We start from the raw sequence: 19967 nt of genomic DNA on the forward strand, positions 1-19967 counted from the left end.
ATGGGTCGTCGTCGCAAGCACAACCCGCTCGACCTACCGGACCGGGTGTATGCCAAGCACGGGGCGTTCTACTACTTTCATCGGCCCACGGAATCGCATCCGGCCGGCCGGTGGGAGCACCTTGGCACGGATGTAGGCCAGGCAAAGGAGCGCGCCAACCGGATCCGGCAGCAGATGGACGAAGGGTTCGGGACCGTCGCCTACTGGCTGGACCAGTTTCTGATCTGGTGCCGGAAGCGCGTCGCTGTCGTCGACCTCGCCCAGCGAACGCTGGATGACTACACCACCGACGCGGAGGTGCTGAAGATCTTCTTCGGCCCGCTCTACCCGGCTGCCGTCGCGCCCAGTCACGTCGGCGAGTTCCTGGACACGAACCTCGAGGGCGGCCGAGGCGTGCGGGCGAACCGGGAGAAGGCCTGCCTGTCGTCGATGTTCACGTGGCTGATCCGCAAGGGGCATGCCGGCGTGACGACCAACCCGTGCCGCGGCGTCCGCCGCAACCCGGAGAAGAAGCGGGAGCGCTACGTTGAAGACGTGGAGATGTCGAAGGCCCTGAAGAACGCGCCGCTGATGGTCTGGGCGCTGGCCCACCTCGTCTATCGCACGCTGCAGCGACCCGAGGACATCATCACCTGGACCGAGCGGGACATCGTGCGGCGCCGCCTGCCGGATGGCCGGGAGGTGCGCGTCATCAGAAACAACCAGGCGAAGACCGGGGCAATGGTCGACATCGAGGTCACGGCCGAGATCGACGAGATCCTGATCAACCTGAAGGCCGGCGCCGGCAAGCTGCGCGGGATGACCCTGCTGCATCGCCGCGACGGGAAGCCATACACCTACGACGGGCTGTGCGCGATGCTGAAGCGCCGGCAGGCCGCCGCGAAAGTGGCCAGCTTCGGCTTCTATGATCTGAAGGGAAAGGGCGCGACGGACATGTGGCAGTCCGGGGTTCCGCTGGAGGTCATCCAGGTGCTGTGCGGCCACGACTCGGTGACCACGACAGAGCGCTACGTGAAGCAGCGCTGGAGGGGTGTTGTGCAGCCGAACAAGGTCAAGGCGGCCGTCTAATAGAGCGCACTGGACCAAGGCTGGAAGCGGGTTTCCGGGCGGCGCCAAGCCAGAGAATATTAGACTGCGGAAACGCCTATTCCTTATCAGGCTTGGCTTTCAAGGCATTCCGACGCCGGACTGTTAATCCGTAGGTCCCTGGTTCGAGCCCAGGTCGGGGAGCCAAGACACAAAAGGCCCGCAGCGATGCGGGCCTTTTCCATTTACGCGCGGAATCCGATTGCTGCGGCGAAGCGGATGCCTGTGTAGCGCCCCGCCGGGCGATGTCGGACTGCGGGACGAGACCAACGTCACCCGGCCGACCAGATCCCGTGGGGCGGATGAGATCGGCCGGGTATAGACACACCTCCTGGCGTCGGAGCGGTCGGCCACGCCGACGCTACCCCGGCAATCCATCAGTCAGTATCAGCGAGTGCAGTCCTGATCACTGTCTGCCGTGTAGATGGCGAACGTATCTGCCATCGCCTCCTCAAGGTGCTGCAACGCTCGTGCGAAGCGGCTTGCAGTCCTGCATGCACCGGGCTGCGCTCGTATCAGGCCGGTCGTCGACGATGAAGCCGTCCCGGTTCGGCATCCGGATCGCCGCCAGGCTGGTCGAGTTCATTTCCACGTCCTGGTCCACCAACCCGTTGAGGTGCAGCAGGTAAGCCGTCACCGCGTAGGTCTCGTCGTTACTGAGCGACTGCGGCTCGGTCAGCGGCATTGCGCGGCGGATGTAATCGAACAGTGCCGGGGCATACGGATACATGCTGCCCGGCGTGAGCAGACGTTTGTCTGTCTTGAACGAGCCGATACCGCCAACCATGGTTCCGAACATCGGACCACCAGCCGCCGCGGCGCCATGGCACGACGCGCACTTTGCGTCGAACAGCGCCTTGCCTGTCCGCGCGTTGCCGGAACCCGGCGGCAGCCCCTGCCCGTCCGGGCCGCGGACATCGATATTCCACGCGACGAGATCCGCTTCTGCGACGGGGGCGCCGAGCGCCATCGAGCGGGCATGAGGCGATGCCGTCGTCGAGCTCACGGTATTTCCCGCGCAGCCCGCCAGCAGCATGACAGTGGCCAGAGCCATCGTGACTGTTTCAAGCGATCGCATTCTTCACCTCCCCCGCTTCGTTGATGGACCACGGGAACACCCCGTTGTGGTGCTGCACGAAGCCGGTGATCGCGCGTACTTTTTGGATGTCTTCGACCGTCGGCTGGACATAGCCGGTCGAGTCGACGCAGCGGCTCGCTATCGTTGTCGGACCACCGTTCCAGTTCCACTGCAGCCGGAATCGCGTCAGGCACTTGTCCATCACCGGCCCTTCCAGTTGCGCCTGGCGCCACGTACGACCGCCATCGAGCGTGACGTCCACCGCACGTATGCTCCCCTTGCCGGACCATGCGAAGCCGACGATTTCGATCGGCCCCGGGCGGATCTTCATGCTGCCCGAAGGTGAGGTGATCACCGACTTCGCCTCCATCTCGAAGCTGAACTGACGCCACTTGCCGTCGGGCATCGGGTCTGTGTAGCGCGCGGTCTCGCTGCGCAGGTGCCAGGGCTGGTCGCCCAGCTTGAGCCGGCGCAGCCACTTGATGCTGACGTTGCCTTCCCAGCCCGGAATGAACAGACGGAGCGGGTAACCGTTCTCCGGTCTGAGCATTTCGCCGTTTGCCGCATAGACGATGAGCGCGTCCTCCATCAGCTTCTTCATCGGAATACTGCGTGCATGCGCCGCGCCATCCCCGCCCTCGGCCAGTGCCCACGTCGCCGAAGGGGAGACGCCCGCCTCGTCGAGCAACGTCGATACCGGAATGCCGGTCCACTGCGCGCATGACAGCAGTCCGTGTGTCTGCTGCACGGTGCGGGCAGCCGGCTTCAGCCAGTCAGTCAGGCCATTGCCCGAGCACTCCATGAAGTGGAAGCGCGACACCGACGGATACTTCATCAGGTCGGACATGGAGAACACCAAGGGCTGGCGGACCATGCCGTGAATGACGAAACGATGCTGATCGGGGTTGATGTCAGGTACCCCGTTGTGGTGCCTTTCGTAGATCAGCCCGTTCGGAGTGACCGTACCCAGTTGCTGATGCAGGGGCGTGAAGCTCCAGTCCGAATAGTTCTGCTTGTTCACCAGCACGTCGGTTCGCCGTCGTTTGACGTGCGACTCGTACTTCGATGGCACACCGTACTCTTCAGGGGGCAGCGGGCGTCCGAGTGTCTTGTTCGACTCCGGCACCGACAGCGGCTCCGCGCGCGCGACACCGACACCAGCCAGCCCGGTCACCGCGGCGGCGGCCGTCTTCGCGAGCAGCGCGCGTCGCGACGGATTGTGCGTAATCGAACTGTGGGCTTCGAGTTCGGTTCGAGCGGCCGCGACCAAACGTACTCCGTCAATCTTCTGATCCACGATGACCTCCAGGTGGTTGGGAATCTCCGATGACCGGACTGTACCGATCGGTCGGTATACTACGTCGGCGTACTGGCTGGATCAATCAATTCCTGCGGGCGGCGGACGAAACTCGCTCCGTGGCATCCCCACCGCGTGGATGTCGCTCAACGCATCGCTTTGGGCACGATGCTTTGAACGCAAGGCACAGCGGGTAATTTATGATCTGCAGATCTTTGGACTCTGGCCCCTCCGGGGCCGACCTCATGAGCGTCGACACGAAGGACGACCGTTCGCAGCGGGCACGCATCGTCAAGGCGGCCGCCCGCCTTTTTGCCGAGCGCGGCTATCACGCGGTGGGAATGACCGAGCTGCAGAACGCAGTACAGCTTGGCCGAGGGGCGCTCTACCACCACATCCGCAGCAAGGACGACCTTCTCTACGACATTGCCCGCGAGTACATCACCGATCTGAACGAACTTGCAGTGACCGCAGAACAGGAAACGGACCCGAGAAGGCGCATCTGCATACTGGGTCACCACCTGATCTCGATGATCGCGTCCCATCAGGCGGAGCTGACGGTGTGCTTTCGGGAAGTCCAGTCGCTGACAGATACGCGCCGCGCGGAAGTGCTGGCGCTGCACACGCGCTACGAACGTGTCTGGAAGGACGCCTTCATCGCCGGCGCCGAACAGGGTCTCTTCAGGCCATACGACCCGGTCGTGCTGAAAGGCGTACTGGGCATGTATTTCTACAGCTACCTCTGGATGCGTCCGGACGGCTCGCTCGGCGCAGAGACGATTTCCGAGCGCTTCAATGAGATGGCGCTCCGCATGCTGGCGATCGGCTGAAGCCGTCATCACTCGCCGATGCCCTGCAACCTTGCCGCGGGCTCGCCACCATCGATCGCCCGCCGCCACCGGCACTCCATGCTCCGCCCCGTGCGTGACAGGATGGAAAATGTGGCGCAGCGCGAGCCGGAGCCCGATCCGCGTTCGTGCGGACACATCAGAACTCGACCATGAAGCTGTAGCCATGGCGCTCAAATCCGAGGAGCTCATAGAAGCGGTGCGCTTTTTCACGCCTGGTGTGGCTGGACAACGCGAGCTTGTAGCACCCCGCTTCGGCACAACAATCCATCGCGTAGCGCATCATCGCCTGGCCGACACCTCGCTGGCGATGTCCGGGGGCGACCACTACATCCTCGACGACCGCGTGCGGACGCCCTCCGTGCGCCAGGCCATCGACGATGATCAGGGCGAAAGTCCCCACCCGGTCACCGTCGCATTCGGCGACGAAGATGCGGTAATCGGGATACCGCATGATCTTTCTGAACCGCACCTGCGCCTCGGTCAGCGGCAATGATGGCTCGGGCGAGAAGTCGAGCGATGTGTACATGTCGAGCAGCCAGTCGAGATCTTCATCTCCCGCTCTTCGTATCGATATGGCCTGCCCTAATGACTTCATCGCCGCCTCCCCGCCCATTGCATCAGAGTCCGAGAACCTGCTTCGCGTTGCCACCCATCACCTTGTCGATGACTGACTCCTTGAAGCCGAGCGCGCGGTAGTCTTCGACGGACTGCGCCATCGCACGGAAAGGATAGGAACTGCCAAAGAGCAACTGGTCCTGCATGAAGCCATTCGCCGCCTCGACATACAGCGAGCCACCGGGCAGGAAGATGTACATGTCGGCGACGACGAACACGTTGTCCCAGCGGAAGGCGATGCCCACCATCTCGTTCACGTAGGGCCAGAAGCCGTGATAGCAGACGATCTTGAGCTGAGGAAAATTCTTCGCCACGCGGCCGATCGACGCGGGATCGGTCAGTTCGAAGCGCGGCGTGGTCGGACCCGACATGATGGTCACCGGCACGCCGAGCGCCTGGCAGGCCTCGTACACCGGATAGAGCTGCGCATCGTCGGCAGCCACCTGCGGATTGCAGAAGCCGGGTTCGATGTTGATGCCCTTCAGGCCGAGCTTGCCGACCGCGCGCTCGATTTCGTCGGTCGCCGCCTTGATGCCGCTGGCGTGCGGATCGACCGAGCCGATGCCCACGAGCTCCTTGTGCTCCGACACCATCTTCATGATCTCGTCGTTCGAATGCTTGATCCCCGGTGTGTCACGGCCAACCACGACAGCTTGGGCTATCCCCGCTGCGCGGATCTCCTGGACGAAGGAACTGGCGTTCTTCGAGCGGGTGAAATGCAATTCGTCCTGGGATCCGGTCCGGCGATTCAGCCACTTCACCACCTCGAACGAGGGGGTGTCCGGCGTTGCGCCATAGAAGTCATGCAGGTAGGAAGGTCTGCTGCGCATGTCGATCACGGTCTGGGTCATGGTGTCCGCCTGTCTTGAGTCGTTGAGAGTGGGGCAGAGCCCCGTCCGGCTGTTGCGCGGAAATGCCTTGAGGCGAATCCGCGTTTTCTTGGCGCGAGCGGTCCCCGCGCGCGTACCGTCAGGCACGCACGTCAAGGTGTTCCGCCGCGCGCCGTGTGGCGCGATGCGTCACGCCCTCTGTGATCTCCTTGCGTAGGATTCGACGAAGTCGGCCGCCGCCTTGCTGCCGCCGGCGAAGGACCTCATGGCCTCTTCGTGCAGCAGTGACAGCGCGGTCATCTTCACTTCATTGGCGCGGTCGCCGAGGAAGAAGTCGGCCAGCTTGCGTGGACGCGGAATGTCCACCTCGATGGTGGCTCTCACCCGGGTCGGGATGTTGCTCATGATGATCAGGCGGTCGGCCAGGAACAGCGCCTCGTCGATGTCGGTGGTAACGAAGAAGGTCGTGCGGCGGGACTCCTCGTACAGCGCGGAGTAGTACTCCCACATCAGTTCCTTCGACATCGCGTCCAGTCCGCGGAACGGCTCGTCGAGGATCATCACTTCAGGGTTGTTGATCATCGCGCGCGCGAGTTCCGCCCGCCGCTGCATGCCACCGGACAGCTGCATCGGATACTTGCTGCGGAAGTCGCGCAGGCCCACCTTGTCGAGCAGGAACTCGGCGAGATCGCGGGCCTTCTTGTCGTCCTCACCTCGCGCAATCGGTCCATACATGATGTTGTCGTACGACGTCATCCACGGAAAGAGCGCCGACTCCTGAAACACCACCAGTCGATCCCGACCCGGCCCGGTGACCGGCTTGCCATTCAGCAGGATGTTGCCCGTCGTCGGCTTCTCGAAACCCGCGAGCAACTTGATCAGGGTGCTCTTGCCGCAGCCGGAGGGACCGATCATCACGGTGAGCTTGCCGCGCTCGACGTTGAACGAACAGTCCTTCACCACCTTCTTCTCGAACAGCCCCGTGCCGTAGGACTTGCAGACATTGCTGACGATCATTTCCCCGGCACTGATCGCGATCTTGCTGGTGATCGGCGCCATCGCACCGTGTTGTGCACTTGCCATGATTCGCCTCCTTACCGTGTTCTGAGCCAGGGTGTGAAGAAGCCACCGATGCCGCGCAGAAGCTCGCTGCACGCATAGCCGGCGATGCCGATGCTGATCATTCCGATGACGATCTGCTCATAGGAGCCGCCGACATAGGAATTCCAGATGAAGAACCCAAGACCGCCGCCCGATCCCCCGCCGCCACCGCCGCCGGAAATCATCTCGGCGGCCACCACCACGTTCCAGGTGATGCCCATGCCCACCGATGAACCCACCACGATGGACGGCACGGTCGCCGGCAGCACGATGCGCCTGAAGATGTCCCACTGCGACGAGCCCATCGCCTGTGCAGACTGGTAGAAGCGCATGTCGATCGACCGCGCACCGCCCAGCACGTTGATCACCACCGTGAAGAAGGCGCCGAGGAAGGTGACGAACGCAATCGACAGCTCTTCGGTCGGCCAGAAGATGATGGCGACCGGCACCCAGGCAAGCGGCGGTATCGGCCGCAGGATTTCGAACGACGGGAAGGTGATCGAATTGAAAGTTCGACTGACCGCCATCAGCAGGCCAAGCGGTATGCCGATCACCATCGCCGCGACGAAGCCGCTCAGTACGCGCATCAGGCTCAGGTACCAGCTCTGCCAGTAGCCGGTATCACCCAGCAGGTCCCACCACACCGACAGCACGCTGGTCGGCGGCGGTACCAGCCCGATCCAGGGCATCGTGAAGCCCGCCCATTCCTTCGACCGCGATCCCGCCTCCCACAGAATCAGGAAAACGGTGATCGACACGATGGCGCGCAGCGTCGTGCGACTGAACAGCGAACGCCGTATCTTCTTCATGTTCATTGCTCAGCCCTCCTTCTCGCCGGAAGCAAAGGACTTGCGCGCCTCTTCATGCACGACCGACGCGGTTTCCTCGAGCAGTTCGCGGAAACGCGGGCTGGTCAGCACGCTGTAGTCCCGCGGATGCGGTATGTCGACCTCGAGCACCTTCTTCGGGCGACACGGCCGCGTCGTCATGATCACCAGCTTGTGGCCGAGGAAGATCGCCTCTTCCAGGTCGTGGGTAATGAAGAAGATGGTCACCTTGTTCTTGTAATAGATGTCGAGCAGCGACTCGTGCATCACCGACCGGGTCAGCGAATCGAGCGCCCGGTAGGGCTCGTCGAACAGCAGCACCTTGGGGTCGTTCATCAGTGCGCGCACGATCTCGACCCGTCGCCTCAGGCCCGATGACACCTCACCCGGATAGTTGTGCTCGGTGCCGCTGAGGCCCGCATCGGCCATCATGCTGCGCGCCTTCTCGATGATCTCTTTCTTGCTCAGCTTGCCCTGCATCATCGGGCCGAAGGCAACGTTCTCGAGATTCGTCTTCCACGGGAACAGCGCGCCGTTCTGGAACACCACGATGCGGTCGGCACCCGGGTCTGCCTTCGGCTTGCCAGGACCGCAGAGCATCTCTCCATCCATGTAGATGGCGCCCGAGGTGATGTCGTGGAAGCCGGCGATCGCGTTCAGCAGCGACGTCTTCCCGCAGCCGGACGGCCCGACGATCATGCAGATCTCGCCCGCCTTGATGTCCAGCGTGCAGTGATCGACCGCCATGACTGCGGCCCCCTCGGGGTCGTAGATCTTGACCACGTCGTCGATGCGGATCGCCCCGTAGCGCGCCTCGTTGCCCTGCGTACGTACCTTCTCAAGCACAGCACTCATCACCGACCTCCCAGAGCCATTTCACGCAGACGCCACTGCATCATGTAGTTGCCGGCAACCCGGACCATCGCACTCGTCGTGTAGCCGACGATGCCAAGAGTCACCATGCCGATGATGATGGTGGGGTATCTGACCATCGTGTAGGACGTGTTGATCACGTAGCCCAGTCCGTACTGCCCGGACACCATCTCACCAGCCACCAGCGAGAACCACGCGACACCGACCGATATCTGCAGTCCGGTAAACACGTAGGGCATGGAGCCCGGCACGATCACTTCCTTGAATACCTGCCAGCGATTCGCCCCGAGACAGCAGGCGGCACGCGTGTAGGACTCGTCGATCGACTCCACACCGAGCATCGTGTTGAGTGCGGTCGCAAAGAAGGAGGCGAGGAAGGTGAGGAAGATGACGGGCGTCTCGCTGCCGGAGAACATGATGATGGCCAGCGGCACCCATGCGAGGATCGGGATCGGACGGAGCAGTTCGAATACCGGGAACACGTATTCGCGGAAGCTGCGCGACCATCCCAGGAACAGCCCCAGCGGCACCCCGAGCGCGGTCGCCAGCAGGAAGGCGATGGCCACGCGCCGTATGCTCACCCAGATGTGCTGGTAGTACTCAGCCGTGTAGATCGACATGCCATAGACCGGATCCTCGGCGAACCACTCCTTCACCACCGTAGTCAGGCCCGGCAGATCCTCGAAGCGCGGCAGCTTGAGCACTTCCACCGTCAGGTACCAGAAGCCCAGCATCAGCGCGAAGCCCACCATCATCAGGTAGGGGTCAGGGCTCCTGAGCCACTCGCCAGCCCGGTACATGGTCAGTGTCCACGCCGAGGCCGTCTGCGGCTCCGCCTCGTTCGAGGCGGGTGTACGCGTGTCCCCCACCTTGGACAGGGTGGTCGGCACGCGCTCGGACACCGACGGCGGGAGGTAGTACTGCTGACTGATGAGCTGGGAAAAGCTCTTCAGCGCCGCCTCACCGAAATTGACGTCCTTGCGCAGAAGTTCCAGCAGGCGCGCGCCGTCGATCTTCAGGACTTCGGCCGCCTCGATACAGGCGACGTCGGCAAGCCGCACCTTCTCGCCCTCGAGTATCGCGGCCCAGCCGAAGACATCGCCGACCTGCAGTTCCTTCTCATGCACACGCGCCTTGATGTCCGGATCGATCCGGTGCGCCACCCGGCCCGAAACCAGTACGTAGACCTCTTCGGCCGGCTGACCAGCCCCGTAGATGACCTCACCCGCCTTGAAGACCTCATGTCTCGAGATCTCGGCAATGCCGTCCAGCGTTTCCGGCGACACGACCTGGAAGGGCAAGGTCCGCTTCAGCAAGCGTTCGACTTGTTCCATGTTCCCTCGCATTCAACGTGTGACGCGTCCGCCCCGTGCGGACGCGCTCAGTTACCCTTGTAGGCCGATTCCGGCAGCGCCTTGACCGCACCGATCGGCGAGGTCAGTCCGCGCTCCTTCAGAACGGCCTGGGTGAACTCGGGCATCACGGCTTCCGGGCGAAGCTTGTCGACGTTGATGCTCTTGATGGCGAACAGGAAGGCGGTGGCATCGGTGATGAGTGCCTGCACCTCGGGCGTGATCGTGAAGGGAAGCAGCAGGCGCTGATCGACACCACCGGCGCTGTCCGGATAGCGCAGGAACATCGATGACCAGAGCGCACGCTCGGTAAAACCGGTGGTCTGCTCCATCGCCATGCGGGCGATTTCCTGCGCGTTGGCGGGGTCAGCGAGGAAGAGCTGGGCATCGAGCTCCGCGTTCAGCCAGGCTTTGACCACGTCAGGACGGGTGCGGATGAGGTCCTCGCGCATGGTGAGAAAGCCACCGTCACTTTCGTCCACTGTCGTTCCGGACGCGACGCGCTTCGCCAAACCTTCCTGCACCAGGCGGGACGCCGTCGGCTCCCACACCACCGCAGCGTCCAGCTTGCCGGCGCGGAAGCCGCTGGTGATGACTTCGATGTTTTGATTCAGATAGGCGCCCGGAGTGATGCTCTCCTTCTTGAAGGTCTCCTGCGCGAAGCGGTCCGTGCAGCTGCCCTTGGGTACCGCCACGTTCTTTCCGTTGAGCCACTTCAGCGCTTCCTTGGAGGATGCGAAGTTGGGCGCGTCCTTGCGAGCGAGAAAGATGTTGCACTGGTCCTTGCCCAGGCCGAGCGCCGCGACGATGCGGATGTCGGCGACCTGCTGCTTGGTCGTCGATACGATGCCCGGCATGTCACCGACGTAACCGATGTGCTGCTTGCCGGCGAGCATCGCATTGACGACGACCGCACCCTGGAGGCCCACCGCGAAGTCGACCTTCGAGCCCTTGGGCAGGTACTTCTCGTAGAACTTCTTGCCGCGCATGACGACACCCGACCACGACTCCGTGTAGTAGGGCTGGTAGCCCACCACCAGCTTCACCGGTTCGCCCACCTTGCCGAAGTTGATGTCGCCGGCCTGCGCGACGCCACCTGTCAGCGCACACGCCGCCGCTGCGAGCAGCGTCGACACCATCCTGCATACCCGATTCCTGAGATTACCCATGGCAAACTCTCCTCCTGATTGTTGGTATGGACATCGAAGTCTCCGCACTGCCACATCACTGCATCTGCATACCCTCGCCTCCGTTCCTTCCGGACACTTCGGGACCGTCTGTCCGGTCCGGTACTAACTGTTCTGAGGTCCTGTCGTATGGCGCGCGACCAGCGTCGCCAGCCGTCGCATCACCATCAGCCCCGAGGTCGGATCGGCTTCCAGCGCATCCAGCATCGCTTCGCCGTTCAATCGCAACAGCACCGAGTCCTCATGGCAGACGGCGCGGGCAATGCGGCGGGGATGCTGCTCCAGCAGAGCCGCCCAGCCGAACACTTCGCCCTTGCGCAACATGAAGCCCGCGAGCCGCGTGCGGTCGTCGCGCCCTATCGTGAATTCCACGCGCCCCGACTCGAGCACGTAGAGGTCATCCGCCGGGTCATCGACCTCGTAGATCACCGTGCCCGCGGAGAGCTGCTCCCGTCGGGCCAACCCCTCCAGCCGCTCGAGCGACGCAGCGGAGACGTCCTTCAACATGTCCACCGCCTTGAGCGCACTCGACTGCAGTACGAAGATCTCGCCCTCGCTGACCTCCACCTCGTACTTCTCGAGCGGCGCCTCCGCCAGGCCGACGGCTTCGCCGGTCCGGATGTCCCACTGCCACAGATGCTGGTGACAGGTGAGCAACTGGCCGTCGAAGTACCCTTCGTCGAGGCACACGTCCTGGTGTGGACACAGCCCCTGATACGCGTGGAAGCACTCGCCGGCATTCACCACGAGGATCTTCATGCCCTCGATGTCGTAGCTCTTCATCCCGTTGTCCGGGACGTCCGACGCACTGCAGATTCGCTGTTTTTGCATACCGGCGGTCCTAGCTGAATTTGTCGTACCGGATGTTGTCTGCGGTGACGCGCGACAGCAGCAGCATCCGGATCGAGGCATCGACCGCCGGTGGCGGCCCAGCAAGATAGGCAATGACGTTGCCCAGACGTCCCACCATGTGCCGCTTGGCCACCTCGTGAACGAAGCCGCGATCGAAGCGGATCAGCGGGTAATCGTTCACCAGCGAGGACGGCGGGTCCTCATCGCTCAAGGCGACGGTGACGGCGAGTCCCTCGCCACAGACGCGACGCAGGCGCGTGAACTCGTCGAGAAAGTACACATCGCGAGACGTACGAACGCCGAAGAACACGTCGCCCGCGTGCCGACTGAAGTACTCATCCTGCTCGGCGCGCGAAAGGATGGACATGACGCCGGCGATGCCGCTGCCGCCGGCGATGCACAGCAAATCGCGTCCAAGGCTGGGGTAGAAGGTTGCGTGCCCCAGCGGGCCGAACAGCGATACACGGGTACCGACGCGCGACGAGGCGTCGAACAGCCAGTTCGAGAGCACGCCGTCCGGCTTGCGCCGGACGACGAAGCGCAAGGTGCGCGCATGACGATCGAAATTGACCATCGACCAGCCGCGCATGCCTTCGACCTCGTCGACACCGAGCAGCACGAACTGGCCGGCGTCGAACTCCACCGGTGCGTCCGTTTCGACATCGATCAGCATCACGTCGTGCGTGAGCATCCCTGTCGAGGCGATGCGCCCGGCGCCTGCGCAAGGCACGCAGGAGCCGGTGTCCATCATCTGTACGAAGGCGGGCACCTCGGCCACGACATCGGTCCGGGCCACGCACTGACACATCAGGAACTCGTCGGCCGACTTCAGGCTCTTGCGCCCGGGCGCATCAGGCCAGGCGTCATCGATGTCGCCGGACACCCGCTTCGCCTTGCAGGTGCCACAGGTTCCACTGGCACATTCGTAGGGAAGTGCGATGCCCCGCGCCAGACCGCCGTGCAGGATCTTCTCGCCCGGTGAAGCTTCGAACAGATGCGTGCGGTTTCGTGCGTTGACCTGGATTTTCATGTCGTGTCCCCGGCCGAGGTCAGAACGGAATGTGATAGCCGTAGCCAAGCAGCCGCGTATCGAGGCGCACGTTCCGACTGCGCAAAGCCGGGCCGTCATGGCCGAGCGTCACCTTGTCGTACAGCTTGCCTACCGCGAACAGCTCGGTCTCGCCACCATCGAGCGTGGTGCGGAACACCTCGATCGTGCTGGTGACGCTCGCCTCCTCCGCCGACTCATCAATGTCCACCAGGCAGACATTGATGTGGCGACTGATCGGCGACTTGTCGCTGTTGTGCCGATGCAGGTTCTCGAACAGCGACTTCATTCCGGCCTTGTCATGCTCCAGCCACGTCATGTCCTTGCGGATCTCGGGGCTGTATGCGGTGATGCGGTACTGGTAATCCGGCGCACACAGGTCGAGATAGCCCTTGAAATCGCGCTCGTCCATGATCAGACCGGATCTGTGGATGAGTTCGGTAATGGCGGTTCTGGTATCCACGCTTGCCCTCTCGTATCGGTTCGGTTGATCAGGAGTCACTTCACCGCGACGGCCTGCTCGCCGTACGGGTCATAGGCCTTGCGGCCCATGCGGCGGCTCCATTCGGCATAGAAGTGACGCATCCCGCCTTCGTCATGGATGGTCATGTTCTCCTCGCGCCCATGGATCACCCAACGACTGTCCGTGCGCTCGCGCATCGCAAGTCCCTGGCCGTGGACGCCAAGAAGGTCCTCGTGCAGGTTGCGGCCGAACGGCCCCCAGATCATGTTGTGGTCACGGATGCGCTCGGCGCGTTGTTCAGGCGTATCGCTCTTGAGTCCAAGCCCACGGAACTCGATCAGCAGCTTGTTCGGACCGAGCGGAATAGCCGTGTCCATGCGCAGCACCGAGGTGCGCAGGTTGTAGGTCATGCCGGGGAAGATATCGATGAGCACCCAGCCGCCCGGAGCCAGACCAGGCCAGCCCACACCACGTGCCTTGCTGCCCTCGTAGGCGTCGTACTTGATCGCCATCGAACCCACCGATGCGTGACCGTTCGGATAACCGGTGTACTTCCGGTCGAAGTAACCAGGCTGGATCATGCCGGTGATGCGATTGAAGTAATGCATGTAGTCGTGATAGAACTCGCTGTTCGTGTCGTGCCACAGCTTGTAGTTCGTATTCACGACAGCCTTGTGGTAGTGGAACACCTCGAGCGGCTGGTCCAGATGCTCGTCGAGCATGCCCATCGCCTCACCGATGTATTCCCTCAGGGTGCAGCTCTCGTCATCGACGTTCACCCACACGAAGCCGCCGAAACCCAGTTCGGTCTTCACCTCGCGCAGCCCTGCATCCTTGCAGCCAAAGCGGTCCTGATAGCCCTCCTTGCCGCGGGAAATGTCGATGCAGTCGCCTGTCGCGTTGAACGACCACGCGTGGAAGATGCACGTAATGCGCTTGGCATTTCCAACCGGCTCGTAAAGAAGCGTATTGCCGCGATGCGGACAGATGTTGTAAAAGGTCCGCACCTTCATGTCCTCACCGCGGATCACGATGAGCGGCGGCCCGCCGGGATGGCTGAACGTGCGGTAGTCGTAGGCGTTCGGAATCTCCGACTCGTGGCAGGCAATGATCCAGCACTTGTTGAAGATCTTGCGCTGCTCGTCGAGAAAGATGTCCTCCTCGGTATAGATGCGCGTATCGACATAGTGAGATTCAGGGAAGCTCGGCGTCTGCTTCCACTCCACTGCGTTGCGAGACATGTGAGGTCCTTTCCGGTACGTAACGAGGTGATGTCGTACAGCTGCTCGGATCGACGGTAATGCGCCGATAACCCGACTTAGCAGAAGGCGTGCCCGCAGCTGAGGACAGACTTCGTCGATGCGCCAGAACCCTTGCTGCGCAAGCCTTCTGCGTGCTCCGCGCCCTCCCGCCTCGACGACTTCACCGCGATGCCCCTCGACAGCGACCGGGCCTGCGGTTTCCTCGTGAAACACCCCAGCGTTTCCTGAGGAAACATCGCCACCTCATCACCTCCCGGCAGCACATCGCGCTGCCACCTCCGCAGACGGGAAAGCTGCTTAGCAATCCTGTCCGTACAGCCTTGATGTCTCGCTGGTTAAGCCTTTGCGCTGCATACGCGCACGTGCAGTGGCATTGAACTTGCGTAGGGGCTCTGTCATGCGCTCCCCCAGTTCATCGCACTCCGCAGCCTCACACACCTGTCGATGCGTACATTCAACACGGAAGCCCCACGCTTGAATCCGCTCTCCAACCGCGCACACAGCACCGGCCTGTCATTGCTGCCCATGCGACGCTGGTGGCCCATGGTCAACCGGGCGTCGCTCCGCAGCGACGCCATGGCAGGCCTGAGCGGCACCATCATCCTGCTGCCCCAGGCGGTGGCCTACGCCCACATTGCCGGAATGCCGCCGGAGTACGGTCTTTACGCCGCGATCATTCCGGTCATCTTTGCAGCATTGTTCGGGTCGTCGCGGCATCTGGTATCCGGCCCGACGGCGGCGCTCTCCATCGTCGTGTTCTCGACCATCAGCCCGCTGGCCGAGCCGGGCAGCGCGACCTACATCGCCTACGTCCTGACGCTCACCTTCATGGTCGGTCTGCTGCAGCTCGCGCTTGCCTTCGCGCGCATGGGCATGCTGGTCAATTTCATCTCGCACAGCGTGGTCATCGGCTTCACCGCCGGCGCCGCCGTGCTGATCGCCGTCAGCCAGCTGAAGAACTTCTTCGGTCTGCACTACGGTTCCGGCGGCGAGTTCTTCGGCACGCTGTCCCGCTTTGCGGCAGCAGCCGGCGACATCAACTGGCAGGTGGCGGGCGTGGGTGCCGTGACGCTCGCAGCCGGGATACTCACCAAACGTCACCTGCCACGCGTGCCGTACATGATCGTGGCGATGGTGATCGGCAGCCTCTACGCGCTCGGCGTGAAAGCGATGCTCGGTCACGATGCGGGCATCGAGACGGTGTCGGAAATTCCACGCAGTCTGCCGCCGCTCTCCGCACCGCTGCTGTCAATGGAGGTGCTGCACCAGCTGGGCGCAATCGCGCTCGCCGTCACCCTGCTGTCCCTGACTGAAGCGCTGTCGATCGCGCGCGCCGTCGGAGCGAAATCCGGCCAGCACATCGACGGCAACCAGGAGTTCTTCGGCCAAGGTCTGGCCAATCTGGCAGGGAGCTTCTTCTCGGGGTACGTATCGAGCGGATCGTTCACGCGCAGCGGCATCAACTACGAAGCGGGTGCGGTAACACCACTGTCATCGGTGTTCTCGGCCAGCTTCCTGGTTCTGACGCTGCTGTTCTTCGTGCCGCTGGCGCGCTACCTGCCAATCGCTTCGATGGCCGCCATCCTTTTCATGGTCGCCTACGCACTGATCGACGTGAAGCACATCCGCGCAGTCATGCGCACCAGCCGCCGCGAGTCCGCGGTGCTTTTCGCGACGCTTGCCTCCACCCTCGTTTTCCAGCTCGAGTTCGCTATCTACGCCGGCGTCATTCTCTCTCTGGTGCTTTACCTGGAGCGCACCGCTCGACCCGGCATACGCCCCGCCGTGCCGGCACCCGGCGAAGGCCAGTACCACTTTGTTCCACAGCGCGACGAGCCGGATTGTCCGCAGCTGAAGATGGAGTTCATCGACGGCGAACTGTATTTCGGCGCCATCGATCACGTGAAGCGCCATCTCCATCAGTTGGAAGAAGTCCATCCGGAACAGCGCCATCTGCTCGTGCTGGCGCCCGGCATCAACTTCATCGACGCATCCGGAGCCGACCTGCTTGCCGACGAAGCGCGGCGACGGCGCGCGCGCGGTGGAGGGCTCTATTTCCACCGTCTGAACGACCAGGCACGCAGCACGCTGGAGCGTGGCGGGCAGCTCGAGGACATCGGACCGGAGAACCTCTTCGCGATCGGCGACGACGTGATCGGCACGCTCTATCCGCGCCTCGATCCGCAGGTCTGCGCGAACTGCCGGAGCCGCATCTTCAGGCAATGCAAGGAACGGCTACCCGATGGCAGCCCCCGCTGACCGCCGCCAAGCGCCAAGAACGTCAATCACCACCATGGAGTCATCGATGAGCACAGTCCGTCTGTCGAACCCGCATGCCGAGCCGGTGGAGGAACTGGATGTCAAGAAGACCACCTGCTACATGTGCGCCTGCCGATGCGGCATCCGCGTTCATTTGCGCAATGGCGAGGTCCGCTACATCGATGGCAATCCGGATCACCCGCTGAACCAGGGCGTCATCTGCGCCAAGGGCGCATCCGGCATCATGAAACAGCAGTCGCCGGCGCGATTGACCCAGCCCCTGATCCGCAGACCCGGCACCGAGCGTGGTGCCGGCGAGTTCGACGAGATCAGCTGGGAAGAAGTGTTCGTTCTGCTTGCCGAGCGCCTGAAGAAGCTGCGCGAAACCGATCCGAAGAAGTTCGCGCTGTTTACCGGCCGCGACCAGATGCAGGCGCTCACCGGCATGTTCGCCAAGCAGTTCGGCACGCCGAACTACGCAGCGCACGGCGGCTTCTGCTCGGTCAACATGGCAGCCGGCATGATCTACACGATAGGCGGTTCCTTCTGGGAGTTCGGAGGCCCCGACCTCGAACGCTCGAAGCTGTTCATCATGATCGGCACGGCGGAGGACCACCACTCCAATCCGATGAAGGTGGCGCTGTCGAAATTCAAGCGCAACGGCGGCCGCTTCGTGTCGATCAATCCGGTACGCACCGGCTATTCGGCGATCGCCGACGAGTGGGTGCCGATCAAGCCGGGCACCGACGGCGCCCTGCTGCTGGCGCTGTGTCACGAGATCATCGCCAAGGGGCTGTACGACCGGGAGTTCCTGGCCCGCTACACCAACGCCGGCCAGCTGGTGATGCAGAACCCTGACGCCGACGATTTCGGGCTGTTCGCGATGGACCCGCAGGGCGATCCGGTCAACCCGGACTACCCGCACAACAAGTACTGGTGGGATCGCCTGACCGACAAGCTGGTACCGACCCACACGCCCGGCGCCGACCCGCGCCTGCGCGGCTGCTATGCGCTGCCCGACGGCACGCCGGTGAAGCCGGCGTTCCAGCTGCTGCTCGACCGCCTCAAGAGCTACACGCCGGAATGGGCAGAAGGCATCTGCGGCGTTCCGGCGGACACCATCCGTCGCTTGGCGCACGAAATGGGCGTGACGGCCCGTGACCAGAAGATCCACCTGCCGATCTCATGGACTGATTCCTGGGGCGTCGAACACGACCATGTGACCGGCAACCCGGTGTCCTTCCACGCGATGCGCGGGCTGGCCGCACACTCGAACGGATTTCACACGATACGTGCGCTGGCCATCCTGATGTCGCTGCTGGGCACCATAGATCGCCCGGGCGGCTTCCGGCACAAGGCGCCCTTCCCGCGCGCGATCCCGCCGATCGCCAAGCCGCCACGCGGCCCGCAGGCAGTCAAGCCCAACAGTCCGCTCGACGGCATGCCGCTGGGCTTTCCGGCTGACCCGGCTGACCTCTGCGTCGACGACGAGGGGCGACCGGTACGCATCGACAAGGGCTTCTCGTGGGAATACCCGCTGTCGGCGCATGGGCTGATGCACAACGTGATCACCAACGCGTGGCGCGGCGATCCCTACCCGATCGACACCCTGCTCATCTTCATGGCGAACATGGCGTGGAACTCGACCATGAACACCAGCGAAGTGCGCCAGATGCTGAATAGCAAGGGGGAGGACGGCGAGTACCGCATTCCATTCATCGTCGTCTGCGACGCCTTTCAGTCGGAAATGACGGGATTCGCCGACCTCATCCTGCCCGACACCACCTACCTGGAACGCCACGACGTGATGTCGATACTCGACCGGCCGATCTCCGAGTTCGACGGTCCGGTCGACTCGGTGCGCATTCCGGTGGTCGAGCCCAAGGGCCAGTGCAAGCCCTTCCAGGAAGTACTGATCGAACTGGGCAGCCGGCTCGGCTTGCCGGCCTTCGTGCGGCCGGATGGCTCGCGCAAGTTCCGCGACTACCCGGACTTCATCGTGAACTACGAGACAGAGCCAGGGTCGGGCATCGGTTTTCTCGCCGGCTGGCGCGGCGTGGACGGCCAGAAGGCCATCCGCGGAGAGCCGAACCCGAAGCAGTGGGAGATGTACGCGAAGAACAACTGTGTCTTCCACTACGTGCTGCCCGCGTCCTATCAGTACATGCGCAACTGGAACAAGGGCTATATGGAGTGGGCGCAGCGGGTACGCATGCGGCGCGATGCGGATCCTATCCTGATCCACCTGTACTCCGACGTGATGCAGCGCTTCCGGCTGGCCGCCCAGGGGCGGCGGCCCGGACGCCGTCCGCCGCCGGAACTGCGCGAACGCGTTGAGAAGTACTTCGACCCGCTGCCCTTCTACTACCCGCCGCTGGAGTCGCAGAGCACCGACACCACGCGTTACCCGCTGAACGCGGTGACGCAGCGGCCGATGGCGATGTACCACTCGTGGGATTCGCAGAACGCCTGGCTGCGGCAGATCCACGCGCACAACTATCTGCACGTGAATCCGGCCACCGCGCGCGCTGCGGGCATCGGGGACGGTGACTGGATGTGGGTGGAATCGCCGTGGGGCAAGGTGCGCTGCATGTGTCGCTACAGCGAGGCGGTCGAGGCCGGAACCGTCTGGACATGGAACGCGATCGGCAAGGCGAGCAACGCGTGGAATCTCGGGCCCATGGCCAACGAGGCGCGCAAGGGCTTCCTGCTGAACCACCTGATATCGGAAGAGCTGCCCATGCAGGGCACTTCGAGGCGGATGTCGAATTCCGACCCGGTGACCGGGCAGGCGGCCTGGTACGACGTGCGCGTGCGCATCTATCGCGCCGGCGACGACGAGCCCAAGGAGAGCTGGCCGCAGTTCGAACCGATGAAGACCCTGCCGGGGGTCACGAAGACACGCCCCGGTGTCCTCACCTACTTCGTCGGCAACTGGAAGAAGCGCTCATGAGCCCCCCGACCCCTACCCTCGCCCTCGAACGCG

At 63.2% G+C, this 19967-nt stretch carries 17 protein-coding genes; 4 read left to right on the top strand and 13 right to left on the bottom strand.

Annotated elements, in window-relative coordinates; genetic code table 11:
* Positions 1 to 1068: a site-specific integrase gene (locus IV112_RS08665; RefSeq protein WP_304002942.1), complete on the top strand. Its 1068-nt coding sequence runs from the start codon at positions 1 to 3 to the stop codon at positions 1066 to 1068.
* A gap of 469 nt (positions 1069 to 1537) precedes the next feature.
* Here IV112_RS08665 and IV112_RS08670 read toward each other — a convergent pair whose 3' ends face one another.
* Together IV112_RS08670 and soxC are read right to left on the bottom strand one after the other, a co-directional pair.
* Entirely contained in the window at positions 1538 to 2164 is a 627-nt protein-coding gene (locus IV112_RS08670) for a c-type cytochrome (RefSeq protein ID WP_304002945.1), read from the bottom strand.
* Positions 2151 to 3461: a sulfite dehydrogenase gene (gene soxC, locus IV112_RS08675; RefSeq protein WP_304002947.1), complete on the bottom strand. Its 1311-nt coding sequence runs from the start codon at positions 3459 to 3461 to the stop codon at positions 2151 to 2153. The genes IV112_RS08670 and soxC overlap by 14 nt, the downstream gene beginning before the upstream one ends.
* A gap of 245 nt (positions 3462 to 3706) precedes the next feature.
* Between soxC and IV112_RS08680 the strand changes: the two genes are divergently transcribed.
* Entirely contained in the window at positions 3707 to 4291 is a 585-nt protein-coding gene (locus tag IV112_RS08680) for a TetR/AcrR family transcriptional regulator (RefSeq protein ID WP_304002950.1), read from the top strand.
* Between the two features lie 157 nt (positions 4292 to 4448).
* Here the strand turns inward: IV112_RS08680 and IV112_RS08685 are convergent, their stop codons facing one another.
* The 11 genes from IV112_RS08685 to IV112_RS08735 all read right to left on the bottom strand — a co-directional run bounded on the left by IV112_RS08685 (position 4449) and on the right by IV112_RS08735 (position 14935).
* The gene (locus IV112_RS08685; protein WP_304002952.1) at positions 4449 to 4925 is read right to left on the bottom strand and encodes a GNAT family N-acetyltransferase; all 477 of its coding nucleotides are present in this window, start codon (positions 4923 to 4925) and stop codon (positions 4449 to 4451) included.
* A gap of 4 nt (positions 4926 to 4929) precedes the next feature.
* Positions 4930 to 5778, bottom strand: a complete 849-nt coding sequence (locus IV112_RS08690; protein ID WP_304002954.1) for an amidohydrolase family protein — start codon at positions 5776 to 5778, stop codon at positions 4930 to 4932.
* A gap of 168 nt (positions 5779 to 5946) precedes the next feature.
* A complete protein-coding gene (locus IV112_RS08695; RefSeq protein WP_304002956.1) occupies positions 5947 to 6840 on the bottom strand; it encodes an ABC transporter ATP-binding protein in 894 nt (297 codons plus the stop codon).
* 11 nt (positions 6841 to 6851) lie between these two features.
* Positions 6852 to 7673 carry an ABC transporter permease gene (locus IV112_RS08700; protein WP_304002958.1) on the bottom strand — a complete coding sequence of 274 codons (822 nt, stop codon included), beginning with the start codon at positions 7671 to 7673 and terminating at the stop codon, positions 6852 to 6854.
* 3 nt (positions 7674 to 7676) lie between these two features.
* Positions 7677 to 8540: an ABC transporter ATP-binding protein gene (locus IV112_RS08705; protein ID WP_020164173.1), complete on the bottom strand. Its 864-nt coding sequence runs from the start codon at positions 8538 to 8540 to the stop codon at positions 7677 to 7679.
* Positions 8540 to 9892 carry an ABC transporter permease subunit gene (locus tag IV112_RS08710; protein WP_304002961.1) on the bottom strand — a complete coding sequence of 451 codons (1353 nt, stop codon included), beginning with the start codon at positions 9890 to 9892 and terminating at the stop codon, positions 8540 to 8542. The genes IV112_RS08705 and IV112_RS08710 overlap by 1 nt, the downstream gene beginning before the upstream one ends.
* Before the next feature lie 47 nt (positions 9893 to 9939).
* The gene (locus tag IV112_RS08715; protein WP_304002963.1) at positions 9940 to 11079 is read right to left on the bottom strand and encodes an ABC transporter substrate-binding protein; all 1140 of its coding nucleotides are present in this window, start codon (positions 11077 to 11079) and stop codon (positions 9940 to 9942) included.
* Between the two features lie 123 nt (positions 11080 to 11202).
* Complete coding sequence (locus IV112_RS08720; RefSeq protein ID WP_304002965.1) at positions 11203 to 11928, bottom strand: cyclic nucleotide-binding domain-containing protein; 726 nt, start codon at positions 11926 to 11928, stop codon at positions 11203 to 11205.
* A gap of 10 nt (positions 11929 to 11938) precedes the next feature.
* Positions 11939 to 12979, bottom strand: a complete 1041-nt coding sequence (locus IV112_RS08725; protein WP_304002968.1) for a 2Fe-2S iron-sulfur cluster binding domain-containing protein — start codon at positions 12977 to 12979, stop codon at positions 11939 to 11941.
* Positions 12980 to 12998: 19 nt separating this feature from the next.
* A complete protein-coding gene (locus IV112_RS08730; RefSeq protein ID WP_304002970.1) occupies positions 12999 to 13460 on the bottom strand; it encodes an aromatic-ring-hydroxylating dioxygenase subunit beta in 462 nt (153 codons plus the stop codon).
* A gap of 35 nt (positions 13461 to 13495) precedes the next feature.
* The gene (locus IV112_RS08735; protein WP_304002972.1) at positions 13496 to 14935 is read right to left on the bottom strand and encodes an aromatic ring-hydroxylating oxygenase subunit alpha; all 1440 of its coding nucleotides are present in this window, start codon (positions 14933 to 14935) and stop codon (positions 13496 to 13498) included.
* Positions 14936 to 15265: 330 nt separating this feature from the next.
* Here IV112_RS08735 and IV112_RS08740 point away from each other — a divergent pair, with 330 nt between their 5' ends.
* Together IV112_RS08740 and IV112_RS08745 are read left to right on the top strand one after the other, a co-directional pair.
* Entirely contained in the window at positions 15266 to 16981 is a 1716-nt protein-coding gene (locus tag IV112_RS08740) for a SulP family inorganic anion transporter (protein ID WP_438362231.1), read from the top strand.
* Positions 16982 to 17027: 46 nt separating this feature from the next.
* Entirely contained in the window at positions 17028 to 19934 is a 2907-nt protein-coding gene (locus IV112_RS08745; protein ID WP_304002974.1) for a molybdopterin oxidoreductase family protein, read from the top strand.
* Positions 19935 to 19967 lie beyond the last annotated feature (33 nt).

The sequence above is a fragment of the Methyloversatilis discipulorum genome, from assembly GCF_018780585.1.
GTDB lineage: Bacteria > Pseudomonadota > Gammaproteobacteria > Burkholderiales > Rhodocyclaceae > Methyloversatilis > Methyloversatilis discipulorum_B.

Bases quoted from the DNA above. Each gene is read 5' to 3' on its own strand.
- IV112_RS08700 (WP_304002958.1), bottom strand. From the start codon at position 7,673: ATGAACATGAAGAAGATACGGCGTTCGCTGTTCAGTCGCACGACGCTG.
- IV112_RS08670 (WP_304002945.1), bottom strand. From the start codon at position 2,164: ATGCGATCGCTTGAAACAGTCACGATGGCTCTGGCCACTGTCATGCTG.
- IV112_RS08720 (WP_304002965.1), bottom strand. From the start codon at position 11,928: ATGCAAAAACAGCGAATCTGCAGTGCGTCGGACGTCCCGGACAACGGG.
- IV112_RS08710 (WP_304002961.1), bottom strand. From the start codon at position 9,892: ATGGAACAAGTCGAACGCTTGCTGAAGCGGACCTTGCCCTTCCAGGTC.
- IV112_RS08695 (WP_304002956.1), bottom strand. From the start codon at position 6,840: ATGGCAAGTGCACAACACGGTGCGATGGCGCCGATCACCAGCAAGATC.
- IV112_RS08740 (WP_438362231.1), top strand. From the start codon at position 15,266: ATGGTCAACCGGGCGTCGCTCCGCAGCGACGCCATGGCAGGCCTGAGC.
- IV112_RS08665 (WP_304002942.1), top strand. From the start codon at position 1: ATGGGTCGTCGTCGCAAGCACAACCCGCTCGACCTACCGGACCGGGTG.
- IV112_RS08725 (WP_304002968.1), bottom strand. From the start codon at position 12,979: ATGAAAATCCAGGTCAACGCACGAAACCGCACGCATCTGTTCGAAGCT.
- IV112_RS08690 (WP_304002954.1), bottom strand. From the start codon at position 5,778: ATGACCCAGACCGTGATCGACATGCGCAGCAGACCTTCCTACCTGCAT.
- IV112_RS08680 (WP_304002950.1), top strand. From the start codon at position 3,707: ATGAGCGTCGACACGAAGGACGACCGTTCGCAGCGGGCACGCATCGTC.
- IV112_RS08685 (WP_304002952.1), bottom strand. From the start codon at position 4,925: ATGGGCGGGGAGGCGGCGATGAAGTCATTAGGGCAGGCCATATCGATA.
- IV112_RS08715 (WP_304002963.1), bottom strand. From the start codon at position 11,079: ATGGGTAATCTCAGGAATCGGGTATGCAGGATGGTGTCGACGCTGCTC.
- IV112_RS08745 (WP_304002974.1), top strand. From the start codon at position 17,028: ATGAGCACAGTCCGTCTGTCGAACCCGCATGCCGAGCCGGTGGAGGAA.
- IV112_RS08705 (WP_020164173.1), bottom strand. From the start codon at position 8,540: ATGAGTGCTGTGCTTGAGAAGGTACGTACGCAGGGCAACGAGGCGCGC.